Consider the following 18,234-nt stretch of genomic DNA (forward strand, 5'->3'; position numbering starts at 1 on the left):
TTACATTTAACTTCCAACGTGCCCTCATCACGCGCCACTCCTACCTCTCGATGACCGCCTCCCTCTTGAGGCCTTGCTCCAGCCCGGTCGTAGCCCTGAGCGAGACGCAGACTCAGAAGCCGACACCGGACGTAGCATCACACGCACCCCGTCGAGATCAACAGGTTCCCAATCATGTCGGTGCACCCGAAAATCCAGACCTTGCTCTGTGTTCACACCGAACACCATGATGGCCCGTCCATCCTGAACCATCTCCAAAACCCGATCCCAAAGCTCCTCCCTCACGCGAGCATTCACCTTGCCCACGAAAACCCCCGCGCTGATCTCCAGAAGCCAACGGGTCAAATAGCCTCGCAGCCCTGCCGGGCACGCCGTCAACACGATGACAACCATCACCCACCTCACCCATCGTCATAAGAGACCCCACCAGGAACAGTCCGCGCACCCCCATCCCACAACTCGAGGCTGTCCCACTCCACGACATCGACCTCATCACCCGCCTCGCTGTCAGCGAGCAGCGCTTGCACATCCTTGGCACACCGAGACAAAAGCTTCGCCGCATGGATCTCGTCCCGCATCGCGCGCCGCGTCTCCCCAGGAATGTCATCGCTCTCCGACGCCACCACGCGGAAAGCCACCGGCACCGCTAACTCCACCTTGTACAGATCAGCGATATCGAAGACGAACGACCGATCATTCCCGGTATGCACCACACCCAAACCCGGTGCGCACCCCAACGAGACAACCACCGCATGAACAGCCCCGTAAAGACACGTCGTAGCCGCTGACAAGGCCATGTTCACTGCATCCGAAGCCTCGAAATCATCCGTCCGATAATCACGACGTGACCAAGGAACCCCGGTCTCTTCCGACATCATTTTGTACGCCAGACGAACCCGAGCACCCTCCCGCCCACGCAGCTGCTGCATCGACAACCCCGACACGTCCTCCCCGGGGAAACGCATCTCGTACATCCGCCGAGCCACCGCCAACCGCAAACGTTGATGAGACACCACCTCCGCCTGACGGATCAACCACCTCGATGAACGAGCCATCGTGCGACCGTGCGCGTAATAACGCACCCCACGCTCCCCCACCCACACCGTGGTGGCCCCGCTCTCGGCAAGTACCACCATCGCCTGGTGAGTGACCCGAGTACCCGGGCCCAGTAACAACGCCCCGATCGTCGCCGACGGCACATGAACCGTGCCCCGCTCGTCGGTCACCGTGATGGCATTGCCATCACGATGCACCACTCCACGCTCGACGTAGACAAAGCTCAACCGGTCCTGGACCCGCACGAGCTCCTGGACATCACTGGGCCGGGCACCCGGGACCGGCTTCATCGCAGACGCGCCAAAGTCATCAGCCCGCACCCGTACGCCTTGGCCCGACCCATCCCACCGACCAAGGACTCGCGGAAACGATCCGCATCCGTGACCGTCAAAACTCCATCGAACTGGACGCGGCTGATCGTCACCCGACCGCGACGGTCCTTGTCACCAGGGTCACGCCGGGTAAACGCATCTGCGTGACGTCCGGTCACCGAGACCCCGCCTTCGTCAGAGCCCGGCGGATCAAGGACCTCGAAGCCCCACCCCTGGCCGTGCTCACGAAGCCACCGTTCCTGCTGATGAACAGTGACATGCGGAACCACCTTCCCGCGCCGTTCGCCCTCCTGCCGAAGCACATGCACCGGATTGGCAGCCAATCTGAAACGCCACGCCTGGCCCTCGGACAGCCGCGAAAGAAAAGGAGCATAGGTCGTGGTCTGCCAGGTCTGCGTCGTCGGCCAACCAGCCTGTTCCACCAGTGCAGTCATGTCCGGTTCTGCAGAACCCACCACGTAGAGACAGAGCTCATGACGTTGCGGCCGATCGACCCGCCACAACACCCGCCCCGTGGACGCCTCCGGCGGATAACAGGACAACACCGCAGCGTGCATCCGCTGAGGAGAGCCCAGCAGCTGACGAGTGCCTCGACGAGCCGTATTCAACGCGAACCTGCTCAGGTACACGGCACACCACCCACCTCGGCGAAGAAATCCGGTTCCGACGACGCAGACCTCCGGTCGGCCCGACCTATGGGGTTGTCGACCAACACCGGGTCCACAGAAACCACCGATCGCCACAAATACTCCCGACGCTCCGGATTCCAGCTCTGCGGAAGATCACGCACCTCCTCCGGGAAGATGTCCTGCGAACCTCCCGATGAATCCGCATCGACGAGGATCTCCAAACGGACCTCCCGCTGCAACTCCCGACGATGCCAAGACGCTGCCTGCCACGGCGCCTCCCGCAAAACCTCCACGAGGCTTCCGTCGAACACAGACATCGATACCGGCCGAGAAGGCGGACATGACCGCCGACCCAAATACAACGGGAACGCCGGCGAGCGCACCGCCTCGTCCAAGGACTGCACCAAGGAGTGGTCGCCCTCGACAGCTGCGGTGAAGACCGCATCTGCCAAGTAGTAGCGGTACGACAACGGCATCGGGGCAGGTTTCGGAGACGTCCACCGGATCGCTGTCTGGAAGTCGCGGACCAGACGTCCTGGCTGGTCGACCCGCACCCCGAAACGGAGACCCAACAAGTCCTCGATGGGGTCTGTTCTACGGCGTCCTTGTGCTGCGGCCAGGAGGCCGAACACCCCGCTCTTCGTCGGGGACGTCCGAGTGTTCCTGCGGGCGAATCTGCTCGAATCGCCCCACGATTGCAAGGGCCCCGCCAAACGGAGCAGAAGAACGGCCATCAGCGGGCCGCCGTCTCCGTCACGGCCTCCTGGAGACGGGTGACCAGGTCCTGCAATGTCACTCGCTCGCCCAATTGGTCGACGGCTTCTGCCGCTGACGGCCCGCGGGTCACCCACGTGTGCTGTGCCGACGCGCCGAACTGAGGCAATATCTCGTCGGCGTACTCGGTGAGGCGTTCGCATGATGCGCGCACGTATCCGGTGTCTCCGGGGACGATGGCTTCTTCGAAGGCGCCGACCAGGTTCACCGGTTGTCCTTGTCGCATCATGACCACCACGGCGTCGGGCAAGGTGCGGTTTCCGAAGGTGTTCTGCTTCCCGGTCGGCATGCTCGTGATGAAGCCCTGTGCGAAGGCTGCTGCTGCTCGTCCGGTGGCGTCGGCGTTCCCGAGGTTCTCCAGCAGGCCGTCCACATTGATCGTCGCGAAACGGTACAGGGTCGACGAGTTGAACTCGACGGTGCCGATCATGCCTGCGCCGGTGTCTGATTGGAGGTTTCGGTCGTCGACCGCGGTGTAGTAGTCGTCCTCGTTGTCGACTCGGTGGGTGCTCAAGGCGTGCGCGACCTGTACTGCGGCGTCCACGTTGAGGTCCGCGTCATTGGCGACCATCCTGCCGAATAGTGCGATGTCGACGCCGTGTCCTTCCTGCATGGCGGCTTTGATCGCTTTTTTGTCGAGTTTGTTTTCTCCGTAGGACAGATCGGCGAGTTTGTCGAGTTGGATCGAGCTGATGAAGACGAGGTACTCGGCTTGGGCGACCTTCGGCGGCAGGTCTTCCTCGCCTTTCTTCACGCGGGGTTTCTCCACTTTCAATCCGAGCTGAGTCAGGACTTCTTCGGCTCGTTTCTGTGCAGCCTGCACCGCTGTCATGTCGGTCGGGTCGTCGCCTCGCTGTTCGGCGATCCGACCTCCGAGGAGTTCCACGAGTCGTTTCGTCCGGTATCCCAGTTCGTTCTTGTCCACGTGGGCGGGGAAAGCAGCCCGGGTGGCTCTTTTCCAGGCTTGGCTGCTCACCCGGGCGCGGGTCACTCCGCCGTACACCGCTGATTTGGGCTGGCCGGTGTCATCCCGGTTGATATTGCTCGGCGGCAGGGTCTGGATGATGTGAATGTCGACATAGGTCGTCATGGGAGAACTCCTTTGATTCGAGAAGGTGGAAGCGCGAGGCGCCGAAAAGAGGGGAGGGCTGTTCAGGCCGAAGCGGTTTCGACGTCGCCCCGGCGGCGACGGAGATCGCGGCCCCAGGAGAGCCGGACCCGGGAAGCGCTCCGGGGAGAGGACAAGTCGTACAGGTCACAGGCCAGGAGCCCGTAGTCGAGGCCGATCCCTGCGGACCGTTCGGCGCGCATCAAGGTCAGCAGGGTGCGCATCACTGCGAGCCGACGACGCTCCGTCGCCGCGCTACCTGCTTGGTGGAATTTCGCGATCACCGAGCTGTCGAGTTCCTTCTTGTCGCCTCGTTCCCAGGCGAGTTGTCGCACTGCCTGGCCGAAGCGGGTACCCGGCCGGTGGACCCCGTCGGAACGTGATTGTTGGTGCACGGCGTAAAGACACAAAGCCGCGTGGATGGCCTTTTCAGCCTGCGAAGGTCGGTCATTTCTGGACGAGCCGGCAAGAGAGTCCGGGAGTTCGCCCAAGGTGATCTCCCATACGGCAGGTTCATTTCCTGGCATGTTCGGGTCGGCACGTCGGAGCGCGGCCATCGTCGATGCCCCATACGCGGTGGGTTGTTCGCCGCCACGGGCATACTCACGTTGTAGACGTGACACCTTGCTGTGCACGTACTGTGCGATGTCCTGCCGAAGATCTGCGCCGCTCATGACGTCTCCTCCACTGTAGAAACCAGCTTCTTGTCAGCTGTCGGATCCGGGTATGCGCGAGGAAGCGCTTTCCGCAGTGCAGACCGGAACCAGCCCTCTGCGATCGGCGCGTCAATGACATGTCCTTTGACTTCGCGTCCTCGCCACGCTTTATCGGCTGAGGCATCGACCAGTTCCGCACCGACCTCTCGGAGGAGTCGATCCGCGTTGCGGTGCCACGTGGTCAAGGCTTGTGCGGCGTCCTTCTCCGCAGTCAGCCCCCACGCCCACTCCCGGAAAGGACGGTCGAGCACATTCCAGGCCCGCTCGGCGGCCCGTTCCTGCACCCCTTCAGGCGCCCCGCCTGCTGCCTGTTGGAGATTGCCCGCGAAATGACGTACAGCGCTCACCGCTTCCTGAGTGGCTGCCACGGCATCGATCACCGTCGAGCGCAGCGCAGCGCTGGTCAGAACGCCTGCGTGCAGATGCATCGAATCGTCGATGACTCCCGAGATGACTGAGCTCTGCGAGCCGTACTCGATGCCGATGGCCCGGAACCTGATGGGGTGGTCACGGCCGAGGTATTCCTCTTCGGTCACGGTCGCCAACCATCGGAGCAAAGGTGGGGACAGCCGCGAAGCTTCCTCCGCTGGCCCGCCCGTCGAGGAGTTACCGGCGAGCAGGCTTTCCAGGCCGCGCCACACCGCACGCTCCGGCTGGTGGGTGACCGGCATGTAAACCACCGGACCGTGATCGCCTTTCTTCTCCTGGTTGGCGCTGCGCCGCCAGGCCACCATCGCTTCGTCTCCGTGGCGGTTCTGCAGGACAGCTCGGTCCCCGTAGCACACCAGCGCGTCGACGACGTACCCTTCGTCGTCGGTGAACAGCCGCAGCCGTCGACTCTGCCAGGCAAGGAGCTCCACCGGGCCTGTCTCGCGATCCGGGTCGGACAATCGGCGATCGACAGCGCTGCTCAAGAGGTCTTCGCGCTCCCAGACCGGAAGATCACCCTCCGGGGAAGGTTTCTCGTACACCAGGTTCAGCAGTAGGGTCTCGGCCAAGGTGTTCCCTTCGGCGATGATCATGCCGAGGTTCCCGCACCATCCGGTTCCTGACGGGTATCCTTTCCCACCTTTCACCCGCTCGTCACCAACAGCCCCCGACTTGATCCCAGCCGGATCATAGGCCTGACAGTGGATCAGCCACCGGGCTGCCTCCGCCGGGCCGATCCGGTCCAGGCCCCGACCGGCGCGCGTGGTGAAGAACTTCTCCCCGTCGGGGATCTCTGCGATCAGCTTCGTCAACCCGGACGTACTCCCCTTCTCCGTATGCAGGTCGGCCACCTGAAGAAAAGGCGCCCGCGCGTCGAAGAGCTCGAAGCGGTCCCGGAACCGCTCCAGGTAGGTGATCACCGCGGCGGTGGGAAACCCCTCCGACCACCATTCGCCCCACTGCTCGACAGCCTCATCGGGGTAAAGATCCTCCCGAAGCGCGCGATGGCAGATGGCCAGAAGAAGACGTAGGACCGCTGCCTGTTGTGTCGGCATCTCCCCCGCCAGGCCTCGCCAGCGCGAGATGTCGCGGAACAGCTCTTCCAAGGAGACCTCGTGACAGCGTTGTCCTTCATCGCGCGCCAAGATCCACGGGTCATGCACCAGATTGAATGTCGGAGTCATGTCACTTCCTGTCCGATGTTTCTGCAGAGACGAGCAAACCGAGCAACCTGTCGTAACGGACGCGACGACCACACAGGACCGTTTGCAGGGAGTCGTCCAAGGGCAGCACCAGCTGCCCGGCCAGCCAGCGGTTGTCCTGCCACCCAACAACCTCAGGAACCTGCTCCAATTCCGCGATGACCTGGTCGATCACCCCCGGATGAACCAATGTCCGAGGCAACCGGACCGTGCAGGAAGCAGCGGCACGAGCCACCCGGTCGTCATAGCTGCCGAGCACGGTCGGTAATGCTGCACCTGCTTCTTCGGGAACATCCGGCAGCACGTGGAGGAGGCCGTCCTGTTCGCTGCGGGACAAGAGGATCACTTCGAGGGAGTCGGAGCTGTCACGAACCTGCGCCTTCCCGCACCGATCCAGGTCGTCGCCCTCAGCACGCACCGGGGAGGTGAGCCAGTCGATCAACGTGAGAGAGCGCATCGGCTCCGTGACCTGGAAGTCCTCAGCCCTTTTCGTGGAGTCCGCTCTGATCGCGGCATACTTCCGTCGAGCTGCTTCCCATGCCTCCGACCAGCCCGGCGGTGGCTCCGCGTGCTCGACGTAACCCGACTGGACCAATGTCGGAATGTCCGGCGGCAATAGGATCTCCTGCCCGGAGCACAGCTGCGGCAGCAGAACTGCCACGGCACGCAGCAGCCGGTACTCGCCGTACACGGCCACACAGCCACGGTCGAACAGCGGAGGCCCGCCCTGTGGGTCGACGCCGCTGACACCGGTGAGATACAGGTGAGGACGACGCAAAGCTGCCGGCCGTTCCATCTCCGCACGACGGTGCCGGTGCAGACGCCCAGTCCGTTGGAGGAGAAGATCGATCGGGGCGATATCGCTGAACATCACATCGAAGTCGACATCGAGGCTCTGCTCCAACACTTGTGTCCCGACGACAATGCACCGCTGGGGACGGCTGACCACGCCCCCTGGCGGGCCGAGCAGCTCTCTGATCTTCCTCTCCAGGCGCATCCGGTCCGGCCCGATGAAACGGCTGTGTACGAGGAGGACTTCCTCCCCGAATTCCTCGCGTAATTCTTCGAAGGTGTTCTGGGCACGCCCGACGGTGTTCCGAATGACAGCGGCGCATCCTCCGTCGACGAGTTCCCTACGCAGAAGCGGGAGAAGCTCGTCATCAGGTACGACGGACAAGGCCACCGGAACCGGTTCGGCCGTGTCCGTGATCGCCACCGTTCGGACGTGGGTCGTCGCCACGGTGAGGCATGGATAGGTCGACGGTTCAGGGATCTCCACCCGCTCGGAGCGCTCAGACTTGGGCTGCCGTCCACGCCGCCCGCGGACGTAGGCGTCGACCAGTTGTCTGCGTTGCGCGGAAGGCAGCGTGGCCGAGAGCAGGACGACCGGCGCCCCGTAGGCTCCCAGCCAGGTCAGTACCCGGCACAGATAGGACCGCATGTAGTCATCCGCGGCATGAACCTCGTCGACGATAACGACCTTCCCGGACAGCGCCAGGTGCCGTAGTGCGAGATGTTTCGTCTGTAGACCGGCGAAGAGAACCTGGTCGACGGTGCCGATCACATGATTCGCGAGTACCCCTCGTTTTCGTCCTTGCAGCCAGGTGTCGGCGACAGGAGCAAGGCGTTCTGCCGAAGCGCTCCCCATGTTGAGGTCGTCGTCGTAGACACCGTTGAACCTCGCGTAACTGTCCCGGAGCAGCCCTCGGTAGTCGTCGTTGAGACCTGACTTCGAGTGGGCCAGGAAGACACTGGTCTCGGATTGTCCAGGCAGATGTCGTAGCCAGGTGAGGACACGGGTGAACATCGCATCGCTGGTAGCCATGGTGGGCAATGCGACGAAAACACCACCACATCCGAATTCAGCTGCGAGAATCTCTGCGGCTTGAAGCGCAGCTTCGGTCTTGCCCTGTCCCATCGCAGCTTCGACAACGATCAGGGGTGCTTCATCGACCTCAGCCGCAGCGGTCATCGCCTCCTGCTGAACCGGCCTGATCGGGTATCCCGCAAGATGTGGAAAGCGTGTGGCCAGCAGAGCTGCGGGGTCTCCGGTAGGGGGCGGAGGAGGATGCCACGGCGGAGGCAGTGTGAGTGAACCCAAGGCCATCGACCTACGCAGGTCACCGTCGTCAAGCCCATCGTAGGGAAAAGTCTTCTCGTCGCTGGCAATCCAATCTGCTGCGATCAACGCCGCGCTGAGGTCGACCTGTGCAACGGTCGAGAGCCCTTTGGGCGGAAGCGCAGCGAGGATCTCGTCGAGGTGATATTCGACGAACATCCGGGTAAGGATCTCGTGGCGGACGTCGTCCCAGGCAGGCCCACCCCATGCCCTGCTGCCTCGCCGGGGATCGCGGTTGTTCCTCAGCCTGCTGAGTGCCTCTCCGGTGGGCGGGGTCCCGTGATGACCCCCGATGACGGTGGCCAGGGACCGCGCGACAGGCCGGGAGACGGAGCGAGTTGTGGTCAACCATTCCTGGAGCAGGAAATGCCCCATGACTCCGTGGTGGGCGTAGTCGTCCCGAGGAACATCAGGACAAGACAGCCCTTGTTTTTCGAGGTGATAAACCACGTGCTCGGCTCCCACGAGGCGGGCTTTACCCGCAAAGGCCGGCGCCGCTTTACCCAGGTCATGGACCGAGGCAACCCAGGCAAAAAGAGACTTGGCCAGCCTTTCAGTACCGCCGAGTTCAGCAGCCACCCTTCTTCGCACGATCCGAGGAATCCAGTGATCCCATAAGTGATCGGCAACGGCGGCCGTGTCCTCCAGGTGGACCACCAACGGCAGATAGGAGCCATCCTCTCGGCTCAGCTTCCCCCACAAGGCCCAGGCCCTGTCAGACCATCCTGGAATCCTCGACATGAGGCCCTCCCCAGTCGTCGGCAATGCTTCGTCGCGCCGCCTCTCGCCTTCGACAATACCTGTCAACACACACCACATCAAACCCTCAAACTCCCCATCGAGAACACAATTTATATTTTTTTAAGGATCCAAGGAGTGCGGACAGCAAAATCTTCTCAGGCCCACACAGAGGAGAAGCTATCCCCGCAGGTGCGGGGCGCACATACTTTCAGGGGCTTCCCCATCGAGAACACAGGGTTCATCCCCGCCGATGCGGGGCATCATCGCGATGAGCCGACAGCGCAAGAAGCCATGACAGTCTACGCCCCCAGCAAACTCGAACAAATTTGTCCCACAGCCAAGTTCATGGAACGAGCCAATGACAAAACCCCTGTCGGCCACCACATATCCGGAATGCTCGGAACATGCACGACGGCTGGCCTCAGACCTGTAGAACCGCACCGCTCAACCGTCGCGCCTCACCGCACGTACCGTTTGGTCCACGCCCGTCCCGCAGCATCCACCACCGTTCCGCGCGCGCCCACGACGAGCAGGCACTTCATGTCGATGCTCCGCGGGTCCAGGGTGCCCAGCGTGGTCACCGTCAGCGATTCCTCGGCCCGGCCGACGTCCCGGCCGACCACCACCACGCACTCTGCGCCCCGCTCGGCCAGAAGCACCTCGTGGGCGCGCACGATCTGTTCGGTGCGGGTCCGTGACGCCGGGTTGTAGATCGCCACCACCAGGTCGGCACGGCTCACCGCCCGCAGCCGCTCCTCCACGACCTCCCACGGTTTGAGCCGGTCGGACAGTGAGATCACCGCGTAGTCCCCGCCCAGTGGGGCACCTGCTCGTGCCGCGACCGCCTGCGCAGCGGTCACCCCCGGCAGCACCCGCACCGGCACCCGGCTGTACGGCGTGCCGTCCGCGGCACGACCTTCGGCGGCCTCGAAGACCGCCGAGGCCATCCCGAAGACTCCCGCGTCCCCGCCGGAGACCACTGCGACCTTCTCTCCCGCCAATGCCAGGTCCAACGCCAGACGGGCCCGGTCGACCTCGACGGTGTTCCCGCTGGCGTGCCGGGTCAGCCCGGTCCGCTGCGGCACCCGGTCCACGTAGGGTGCATAACCGATCACGTGGGAGACCTCGGCCAGCGCGGCGGATGCCTCCGGGGTGAGCCACCGGTCCGGCCCCGGCCCCAACCCGACCACCAACAGTTCGGCCGGCCCCTGCTCCACCGCAGGCCGGCCTGCCGCTGCCAGGGCCAACTGTTCGGCCGCGCGCCCGGCGGCATCGGCGCGCACGTCGTGGCCGACCATCACCACCATCGCCATGTAGGGCACCTCGGCGGGGTCCACCGCGGAGACCGGCAGCACCCGCTGCGAATCCCGAGTCGCGAACTCCACGTACCAGGCGTCGTCGAGCCGCCCGGCCTGCCGCAGCGCCTCCACCACGCCGGGGAAAGTACGGCCCAGTTTCATGACGACCGCGGCGTCGGTGTCGGCCAGTCGGCGTGCCAGCTCAGGCACCGGCAGCGTGCCCGGCAGCACGGTCAGCACGTCCTCGTGACGGCACAACCCGGTCGCCACCGCCGCCGTCGACCCGGCCACCGAGGTCACCCCGGGAACCACCTGTGCGGTGAACCGGTCGGCGAGCCGATCGTGCAAGTACATGTACGAGCCGTAGAACATGGGGTCGCCTTCGGCGAGCACGACGACGTCACGGCCCGCAGCCAGATGCTCGCCCAGTCGGGCCGCCCAGGTGTCGTAGAAGTCCTCGATGGCGCCGTAGTACCCGCCGGGGTGATCTGTGGTGCCGGTGGTCACCGGGTACACCATCAGTTCTTCGATCTGCCCGTCACGCAGGTAGGGCCCGGCGATGGCCCGCGCCCCGGAGCGCCCGCTGGGCCCGGAATGGTAGGCGACGACATCGGCGTCGGAGATGATCCGGGCGGCTTTCACCGTGACCAGTTCGGGGTCGCCGGGGCCGACCCCGACCCCCCACAGACGACCGGGAACGACCGCGTTCACAGGATCTCCTCCGGACGAGCCAGGGCGTTGACGGCAGAAGCTGCCAGAGCCGAACCACCCCGACGGCCGTGCACGACCAGCCACGGCACCCCGTACGGGTTCTCGGCGAGCGCGATCTTGCTCTCCGCGGAGCCGATGAATCCGACGGGGATCCCGACGACGGCGGCGGGGCGGGGCCCACCGTCGGCGATCATCTCCAACAGGTGAAAGAGCGCGGTGGGCGCATTGCCGATGGCGACGACAGCTCCTTGGAGCCTGGGCCCCCACAGGGAGACGGCGGCGGCGGCGCGGGTGGTGCCCCATTCCTGCGCGAGCTGGGCGGTGCGGGGGTCACGCAGGGTACAGATCACCTGGTTGTCGCGAGGCAGTCGGGCGCGGGTGATCCCGGAGTCGACCATGTGGGAGTCGACGAAGATGGGGGCGCCTGCGGTGAGGGCGCCGCGGGCTGCGGCGACGACGTGGGGGTGGAAGGCGAGGTCACCGATGAGGTCGACGTCGCCGGAGGCGTGCATCATGCGGACGGCGACGGTGCGGGCGTTCTCGGGCAGCCCGTCGAGGGCGGCTTCGGCGCGGATGGTCGCGAAGGAGCGGGTGTAGATCTCCCGGCCGTCCCGGCAGTAGTCGTAGCGGGGTGTCGGTGGGGCGGGGGTCTCGGGCACGGTCATCGGTTCTTCTCCTGGGGTCGGCGGCTGGGTCGGTCAGCCGCGGGGGCCCACGCCGGGCCGGGTGAGTGCTTCTTCGACCGTGGCGGGTCGTAGTAGGTCGATGTGGTTCTCCGCCGGGGCTCCGCAGCGTCGTTCGCAGGCGCTGACGTAGACGAGGGGTCCGGGTCCGTCGAGTTCGTCGGCGAGTCGGCGGGTGAAGGTCTGGGTGTCCATGTCGGCGCGGGCGCAGCCGGGGGCGCCGGTGCAGGCGGCCAGTCGCGCCCACGGTGAGTTCTGGTCGACGGCGAGCCCGGCGGCGGCGAGGGTCTCCTGGTGGGCGGCGCCTTCGGGGACGACGATGCTGCGCCAGGGGGTGACGACGACCTGGCGGGTGCCGGTGGCGCGGGTGACGTCGGCGAGCGCCGTGTACTGGGCGCAGGTGAGCAGGCCGAGCGGAACACCGACGACGAGGTGGGTTCTGTTGGTGCCCAAGGGGGTGCGCCGGGTGGGTGCGGGTTCGGTCCCGTCTGGTGCGGGGTCGGTTGCGGCGGGTGTTCTGTCGATGGGGGCGAGCAGCGGGGTGGGGAGTTCGCGGATGTGCCAGGGGCGGGGGTCGAGGCTGGCGCGGGCGTGCAGGAAGGCTTCGGCGAGGTCGACCATCACGGTCGGGGCGTCGTCGGCGGCGACTTCCCGGCCGTGTTCCCGGTCGCCGGCGTGGACGATGCCCCGGGTGGGGCTGGTCGCCTGATAGGCCAGGTCGAACTGTTCGCCGAGGACGTCGTCGCGCCCGTCGTCGAAGGCGACGAGGAAACGTCCGGGAAGTCCGGAGGTGGCCGGTCTGGAGCGCAGGAGTTCGTCGTAGGTGGTGACCAGGGGGCGGATGTCGGCGTGTCCGTGGCCGTCGAGCCCGCTGAGTGGGCTGGCGATGATGTTGCGGACGAGTTCGTGGGCGGGGGCGGGGATGATGCCGGTGGCGGCGATCCGGTCGGCGAGTCGGCAGGGCAGCGGGTCGGGCAGGGCCCGGATCTGCAGGGCGCCCCGACTGGTCAACTGGACTGTGCCATCTCCGTATTCGCGTGCCAGCGCGACGATCTCACCCAGGATGTCGACGTCTACGGCGATCCCTCCGGTACGCAGTCGCACGATCAGCCCGTCGTTCGAGGCATAAGGGCGGACCAGGCCGGGGCAGCGGTCGACCGGCACCTCGTGACGGGGAGCAGCGGTGGCAGGCATCGGCGGTGGCCTCCAGGGGATCGGCATACGGGACGGCTCACTCACCCTAGTGTCCTCCGAAGGTCGTCACGGGACCCCACCCGCGGGATCACGCGGATACCAGACGCCTCGCACCCCGGTCGGGTGACACATCCCGAAGCCGATGCCGGGTAGCCTGACCCCGGCGTCGACGGTCGAGGAACCCCGGTGAAAACCCGGGACGGTCCCGCCACTGTGAACCTGCCGCCAGTTCTCCGGCCCAGGAAAGTCAGGAACTCGCCGCGACGTGACCTCCCTCGCGTGCACCCACCGGTGCGCGCCCGACCCAGGGGCGGACGACCCCGAAGGAGCACCATGACGCGCATCGCGCTGCTGTCCACGTCCGACACCGACCTGCTGTCCGCGCGCGCCTGCGGCGCCGACTACCTGTACGCCAACCCGGCCCGGCCCGGTGCCGACCCGACCCGGTCCGCCGACGCGATCCTGGCCGAAGCCGTGGAACAGGCCACGATCGTCGTCGTACGGATCCTGGGCACCCCGCCGGAGCTGTTGGAAGCTGTGCGGGCCACCCGGGAACGTCCGGGGGTGCAGCTGATCGTCCTGGGCGGCGAGCAGGCCCCTGACGCCGCTCTGATGGAGATGTCGACCGTCCCCGCCGGAGTGGTCCGCGAAGCCCACCGGTACCTGGCGTACGGCGGGCCGGAGAACCTCGGCCAGTTGCACACCTTCCTGTCCGACACCCTGTTGCTCACCGGGGAAGGTTTCGCCCCGCCGGCCGAACAAGCCTCCTGGGGTGCGCTCCCCCGCCCTGAGCTGCCCGCGCTGCCCGAGGGCGCATCCCGACCCCGGGTGGGCATCCTGTTCTACCGGGCTCAGTACGCCGCGGGGAACGACGCCTACGTCCACGCACTGGCCGATGCCGTCGACGCCGCAGGCGGGGTCGGCGTGCCGGTCTTCGTGACCTCGCTCCGGGAAGCTCCGGACGACCTGCTCTCCCATCTGAGCAGCTACGACACCCTGGTCACCACGGTATTGGCCGCAGGAGGAACCCGACCGGCCACCGCGAGCGCCGGCGGGGACGACGACGCCTGGGACGTCAAGGCCTTGGCCGCCCTGGACGTCCCCGTCGTCCAAGGTCTGTGCCTGACCTGGGACCGCTCGTCCTGGTCCGAAGCCGACGACGGCATGAGCCCGCTCGACGTGGCGACCCAGGTCGCCGTCCCCGAATTCGACGGGCGGATCATCTCGGTGGCGTTCTCCTTCAAAGAATTCGACGAGGACGACCTGCCCCGTTATGTGGCCGACCCCGAGCGGTGCGCCCGCGTCGCCGGCATCGCACTGGGCTACGCCCGGTTGCGTCACGTCCCCGTCGAACAGCGTCGGATCGCCGTCGTCCTGTCGGCCTACCCGACGAAGCACTCCCGCATCGGCAACGCCGTCGGCCTGGACACCCCGGTCTCGCTGGTACATCTGCTACGGGCCCTGCGTGACGCCGGATACGACCTCGGAGCCCCCGGCGACCTTCCTGGCGTCGACGAATCAACGTATGCCGACGTGCCGAGCCCCGACACCGCGGCAGGCAACGACCTGATCCATGCCCTCATCGCCGCCGGCGGGCAGGACGAAGACTGGCTGACCTCCGACCAGCTCGCCGGGCAGCCGGTCCGCGTCGACGCAGCCACCTACCGTCGCTGGTTCGCAGAACTGCCCGAAGAGCTGCGCAACGACATGGTCGAGGCGTGGGGCGAAGCTCCCGGAGACCTCTTCGTCGACCGCTCCCCCGCCGCGGTGGCCGCCGACCCCGACGGCCAGATCGTCTCGGCGACCCTCCAAGCCGGCAATGTCGTCGTCCTGGTGCAGCCGCCGCGTGGCTTCGGGGAGAACCCCATCGCGATCTACCACGACCCCGACCTCGCACCGACCCACCACTACATCGCCACCTACCGGTGGGTCGCGAAGGAATTCGGCGCGCACGCCGTCGTCCACCTGGGCAAGCACGGCAACCTGGAATGGCTGCCCGGTAAGACTCTCGCCCTGTCCTCCGGGTGCGGCCCGGACGCCGCGCTGGGCGACCTGCCCGTGATCTACCCCTTCCTCGTCAACGACCCCGGCGAAGGTTCACAGGCCAAACGGCGCGCGCACGCCACGATCATCGACCACCTGGTACCGCCGATGGCCCGGGCGGAGAGCTACGGCGACATCGCCCGCCTGGAGCAGCTCCTCGACGAGTACGGCAATGTGTCCGTGATGGACCCGGCGAAGGCCCCGGCCTTGCGCGCGCAGATCTGGACGCTGATCCAGGCCGCCAAGCTGCATCAGGATCTCGGGGTCGAGGACATGTCGGTCGACGACGGCGATGCCTTCGACGAGTTCGTGATGCACATCGACGGGTGGCTGTGCGAGGTGAAGGACGCCCAGATCCGCGACGGCCTGCATGTTCTGGGGCAGGAGCCTCAAGGGGAGGCGCTGGTCAATCTGGTGTTGGCGATCCTGCGCGCGCAGCAGGTGTTCACGGGGGGTACCGAGCCGGTGCCCGGTCTGCGGACGGCGTTGGGTCTGGACGAGTTCGGTGTGGGGCATGCCCTGTCCGACCGGGTGGAGTCCTTCGCCCGGCTGTTGGTCGGTGGTTTGGCTGCTCGAGGCTGGTCGGAGGAGGACCTGGGCGTCTATGTCCGGGAGCATCTGGCGGCGGCGTGTGCGTCCGATCCGATGGTGGCGGAGGCCTTCGCGGCGGCTGATCCGGCGGCGGTGGCGGCGTCGCTGCGTTTCGCCTGCCGGGAGGTGGTGCCCCGGTTGGCCGGTACGGCCGGTGAGATCCCGGCGGTCTTGCACGCTTTGGACGGTGGGTATGTCCCGGCCGGCCCGTCGGGGTCGCCTTTGCGTGGTCTGGTGAATGTGCTGCCTACGGGGCGTAACTTCTACACGGTGGATCCGAAGGCGATCCCGTCCCGGTTGGCGTGGGACACCGGTCAGGCCTTGGCTGACGACCTGTGTGCCCGGCATGTCCGGGAGACGGGTGCTCATCCGCGGTCGGTGGGTCTGTCGGTGTGGGGGACGTCGGCGATGCGGACCTCGGGTGACGATGTCGCCGAGGTGTTGGCCCTGTTGGGGGTACGCCCGGTGTGGGACGAGGCGTCACGGCGGGTCATCGGGGTGGAGCCGATCCCGTTGGCCGAGTTGGGTCGGCCCCGGATCGACGTGACCGTGCGGATCTCCGGTTTCTTCCGGGATGCTTTCCCCCATGTCATCGCATTGTTGGACGACGCGGTGCAATTGGTCGCCGGGTTGGAGGAGTCCGAGCAGGACAACTATGTGCGCGCCCATGTGGAGGCCGATCTGGCTGCGGAGGGTTCGCACGGCGATCGGCGGCGGGCCACGACGCGGGTCTTCGGCAGCAAACCGGGCACCTACGGTGCGGGGATCCTGCAGTTGGTCGAGTCGGGGAGTTGGCGTGGTGACGCCGATATCGCCGAGGTGTATGCCACGTGGGGCGGGTACGCCTACGGACGTGATCTGGACGGGGCGCCGGCGCGGGGTGACATGGAGACCGCGTATCGGCGGATCCAGGTCGCGGCGAAGAATGTGGACACCCGGGAGCATGACATCGCCGATTCGGACGACTACTTCCAGTACCACGGGGGCATGATCGCCACGGTGCGTTCGCTGACCGGGGAGAGCCCTCGCGCCTATGTCGGAGATTCCACAGCGCCGGAGGCGATTCGTACCCGTTCGTTGGCGGAGGAGACCGCGCGGGTGTTCCGGTCCCGGGTGGTGAATCCGCGGTGGTTGGCGGCGATGCGTCGCCACGGGTACAAGGGTGCTTTCGAGATGGCGGCCACGGTCGACTACCTGTTCGGTTTCGATGCGACCGCCGGGGTCGTGCAGGACTGGATGTACGAGTCCTTGGCGCAGGAGTACGTCCTGGACGAGACCAATCAGGAATTCCTGCGGGAGGCGAATCCGTGGGCATTGCATTCCATGGTGGAACGTCTGCACGAGGCGGCGGACCGTGGGCTGTGGGAGAAACCCGACCCGGAGGTCATGGACCAGCTGCGTGAGATCTACCTGGACGTGGAGGGCGAGATCGAGGACGGGCCCACCGGCCGGTGACCATCTGGCGGGTGTCTCCGGGGGGTGGATCCCGGAGACACCCGCCGGGGGTGGTCGTCACGTCGTGACCCGTCGCGGTGCGGGTCAGCGTCGGCTCAGTTCCTCACGTAGACGAGAGGTCTCCTCGGCGGTACGGCACATGGCGATGTACACCTCCAAGGTCATGCGGGCCATCGCGAGCTGAATCAGCCCGATGAAGGGGGCGACGAGCAGGATCACGATGCCCAAGCCGGCCTGTTTGTTGGCCATCAGGACGAAGGAGGAGAGCAGGGCGAGCAAGGTGAAGACGAGGACCAGGCTCATGAGCAGGATGTAGACGATCCGTACGATGTGCGGGGTCGCGAAATGCTGGAAGGACAGGTCGAACAGGGAACCCAGGAGACCTTTCTTGGTGTGCTGTTGCGGCATCTGCCCGGGATACATGGGGTTGGGTCCGGGGCCTTGCCCGTACTGCTGCTGGTGGGGGTATCCGCCGGTCTGCGGGTAGCCGGCGTTGTGCTGCTGGTAGCCGGTCCAGGCTTGGGGCTGGCCTTGGACGTGGCCTGCGTTCTGGGTGTTCCCGGGGTGTGCCCCTGGGGTGGCGGAGGCTCCGGCGGTCTGCTGTTGGGCGTACGGGGGCATCAGGGGCGTCCCTGGTGTCTGCTGATGCCCCGGCAGCGGCGGCGGAGCATAGCTGCCACCCTGCGCCTGTTCGTTCGACCCCTGTGGTGGCTGATGAGACATCAGGTTGTTTCCTTCTTCGTCGGTTCTTCCCCGAGGCGGGAAGGCACCGTTCACTTTAAGGCGGGAGTGGTCGTCGTGGTGGGCTTCGTCCGAACCCGCTGACATCGGTAGCGGCGCAGGTCATCGTCGAATCGGCGAACACCGAAGCGGCTGTTCCGATTCCGATGTCACAGCTCGTTCGCCACCGGTAGGCGCATACCTGCGCCGGGACACCAGGAAGAAGGACCTCTGTCCCACCTGTGGCGGCACAGGATGGCTATGGTCGAGCCGTTGATGAGGGAACCCGGTGAAAGGCCGGGACTGACACGCAGCGGTATGGCGGACAGGCGGACAAGACCACTGGCTTCGGCTGGGAAGGGTCCGACCCTGGATGAGGCCGAGTCCGAATACCTGTCAACGCTTTTCTGTCAATGTGCGTGCCGCGTGCCTC

General features: G+C 66.1%; 13 protein-coding genes and 2 riboswitches. Of the genes, 1 reads left to right on the top strand and 12 read right to left on the bottom strand.

What is annotated here, in order from left to right; all coding sequences use genetic code 11:
* Positions 1 to 27: 27 nt before the first annotated feature.
* The 11 genes from cas2e to DX923_RS10910 all read right to left on the bottom strand — a co-directional run bounded on the left by cas2e (position 28) and on the right by DX923_RS10910 (position 13,037).
* Entirely contained in the window at positions 28 to 393 is a 366-nt protein-coding gene (cas2e, locus tag DX923_RS10860; protein WP_116116290.1) for a type I-E CRISPR-associated endoribonuclease Cas2e, read from the bottom strand.
* A gap of 8 nt (positions 394 to 401) precedes the next feature.
* Entirely contained in the window at positions 402 to 1,301 is a 900-nt protein-coding gene (gene cas1e, locus DX923_RS10865) for a type I-E CRISPR-associated endonuclease Cas1e (RefSeq protein ID WP_240322601.1), read from the bottom strand.
* Between the two features lie 41 nt (positions 1,302 to 1,342).
* Positions 1,343 to 2,017 carry a type I-E CRISPR-associated protein Cas6/Cse3/CasE gene (gene cas6e / locus DX923_RS10870; RefSeq protein WP_116114828.1) on the bottom strand — a complete coding sequence of 225 codons (675 nt, stop codon included), beginning with the start codon at positions 2,015 to 2,017 and terminating at the stop codon, positions 1,343 to 1,345.
* Positions 2,008 to 2,751 carry a type I-E CRISPR-associated protein Cas5/CasD gene (cas5e, locus tag DX923_RS10875; protein WP_116114830.1) on the bottom strand — a complete coding sequence of 248 codons (744 nt, stop codon included), beginning with the start codon at positions 2,749 to 2,751 and terminating at the stop codon, positions 2,008 to 2,010. The genes cas6e and cas5e overlap by 10 nt, the downstream gene beginning before the upstream one ends.
* Complete coding sequence (cas7e, locus tag DX923_RS10880) at positions 2,751 to 3,881, bottom strand: type I-E CRISPR-associated protein Cas7/Cse4/CasC (RefSeq protein ID WP_116114832.1); 1,131 nt, start codon at positions 3,879 to 3,881, stop codon at positions 2,751 to 2,753. Before cas7e ends, cas5e begins: the two co-directional genes overlap by 1 nt.
* A gap of 62 nt (positions 3,882 to 3,943) precedes the next feature.
* On the bottom strand, positions 3,944 to 4,573 hold the full coding sequence (gene casB / locus DX923_RS10885) for a type I-E CRISPR-associated protein Cse2/CasB (RefSeq protein WP_116114834.1): 630 nt from the start codon (positions 4,571 to 4,573) through the stop codon (positions 3,944 to 3,946).
* The gene (gene casA, locus DX923_RS10890; RefSeq protein WP_116114836.1) at positions 4,570 to 6,228 is read right to left on the bottom strand and encodes a type I-E CRISPR-associated protein Cse1/CasA; all 1,659 of its coding nucleotides are present in this window, start codon (positions 6,226 to 6,228) and stop codon (positions 4,570 to 4,572) included. Before casA ends, casB begins: the two co-directional genes overlap by 4 nt.
* A gap of 1 nt (position 6,229) precedes the next feature.
* The gene (gene cas3 / locus DX923_RS10895; protein ID WP_162872907.1) at positions 6,230 to 9,106 is read right to left on the bottom strand and encodes a CRISPR-associated helicase Cas3'; all 2,877 of its coding nucleotides are present in this window, start codon (positions 9,104 to 9,106) and stop codon (positions 6,230 to 6,232) included.
* 458 nt (positions 9,107 to 9,564) lie between these two features.
* Entirely contained in the window at positions 9,565 to 11,115 is a 1,551-nt protein-coding gene (locus DX923_RS10900) for a precorrin-2 C(20)-methyltransferase (RefSeq protein ID WP_116114840.1), read from the bottom strand.
* Entirely contained in the window at positions 11,112 to 11,780 is a 669-nt protein-coding gene (locus tag DX923_RS10905) for a precorrin-8X methylmutase (RefSeq protein WP_116114842.1), read from the bottom strand. The genes DX923_RS10900 and DX923_RS10905 overlap by 4 nt, the downstream gene beginning before the upstream one ends.
* 33 nt (positions 11,781 to 11,813) lie before the next feature.
* Positions 11,814 to 13,037: a precorrin-3B synthase gene (locus DX923_RS10910; RefSeq protein ID WP_162872908.1), complete on the bottom strand. Its 1,224-nt coding sequence runs from the start codon at positions 13,035 to 13,037 to the stop codon at positions 11,814 to 11,816.
* A 99-nt stretch (positions 13,038 to 13,136) separates the two neighbouring features.
* Positions 13,137 to 13,269, top strand: a riboswitch (cobalamin riboswitch).
* Between the two features lie 56 nt (positions 13,270 to 13,325).
* Here DX923_RS10910 and cobN point away from each other — a divergent pair.
* Positions 13,326 to 17,081: a cobaltochelatase subunit CobN gene (gene cobN / locus DX923_RS10915; protein WP_116114846.1), complete on the top strand. Its 3,756-nt coding sequence runs from the start codon at positions 13,326 to 13,328 to the stop codon at positions 17,079 to 17,081.
* An 84-nt stretch (positions 17,082 to 17,165) separates the two neighbouring features.
* Here the strand turns inward: cobN and DX923_RS10920 are convergent, their stop codons facing one another.
* Positions 17,166 to 17,804: a DUF4282 domain-containing protein gene (locus DX923_RS10920; protein ID WP_162872909.1), complete on the bottom strand. Its 639-nt coding sequence runs from the start codon at positions 17,802 to 17,804 to the stop codon at positions 17,166 to 17,168.
* Between the two features lie 242 nt (positions 17,805 to 18,046).
* Positions 18,047 to 18,216, top strand: a riboswitch (cobalamin riboswitch).
* Positions 18,217 to 18,234: the final 18 nt, after the last annotated feature.

This window comes from Austwickia chelonae, assembly GCF_003391095.1.
In the GTDB taxonomy this organism is placed as follows: domain Bacteria; phylum Actinomycetota; class Actinomycetes; order Actinomycetales; family Dermatophilaceae; genus Austwickia; species Austwickia chelonae_A.

Coding starts and splice junctions, on each gene's coding strand:
- cas2e (WP_116116290.1), bottom strand. CDS start 393: ATGGTTGTCATCGTGTTGACGGCGTGCCCGGCAGGGCTGCGAGGCTAT.
- cas5e (WP_116114830.1), bottom strand. CDS start 2,751: ATGGCCGTTCTTCTGCTCCGTTTGGCGGGGCCCTTGCAATCGTGGGGC.
- cas7e (WP_116114832.1), bottom strand. CDS start 3,881: ATGACGACCTATGTCGACATTCACATCATCCAGACCCTGCCGCCGAGC.
- casB (WP_116114834.1), bottom strand. CDS start 4,573: ATGAGCGGCGCAGATCTTCGGCAGGACATCGCACAGTACGTGCACAGC.
- casA (WP_116114836.1), bottom strand. CDS start 6,228: ATGACTCCGACATTCAATCTGGTGCATGACCCGTGGATCTTGGCGCGC.
- cas3 (WP_162872907.1), bottom strand. CDS start 9,106: ATGTCGAGGATTCCAGGATGGTCTGACAGGGCCTGGGCCTTGTGGGGG.
- DX923_RS10905 (WP_116114842.1), bottom strand. CDS start 11,780: ATGACCGTGCCCGAGACCCCCGCCCCACCGACACCCCGCTACGACTAC.
- cobN (WP_116114846.1), top strand. CDS start 13,326: ATGACGCGCATCGCGCTGCTGTCCACGTCCGACACCGACCTGCTGTCC.
- DX923_RS10920 (WP_162872909.1), bottom strand. CDS start 17,804: ATGTCTCATCAGCCACCACAGGGGTCGAACGAACAGGCGCAGGGTGGC.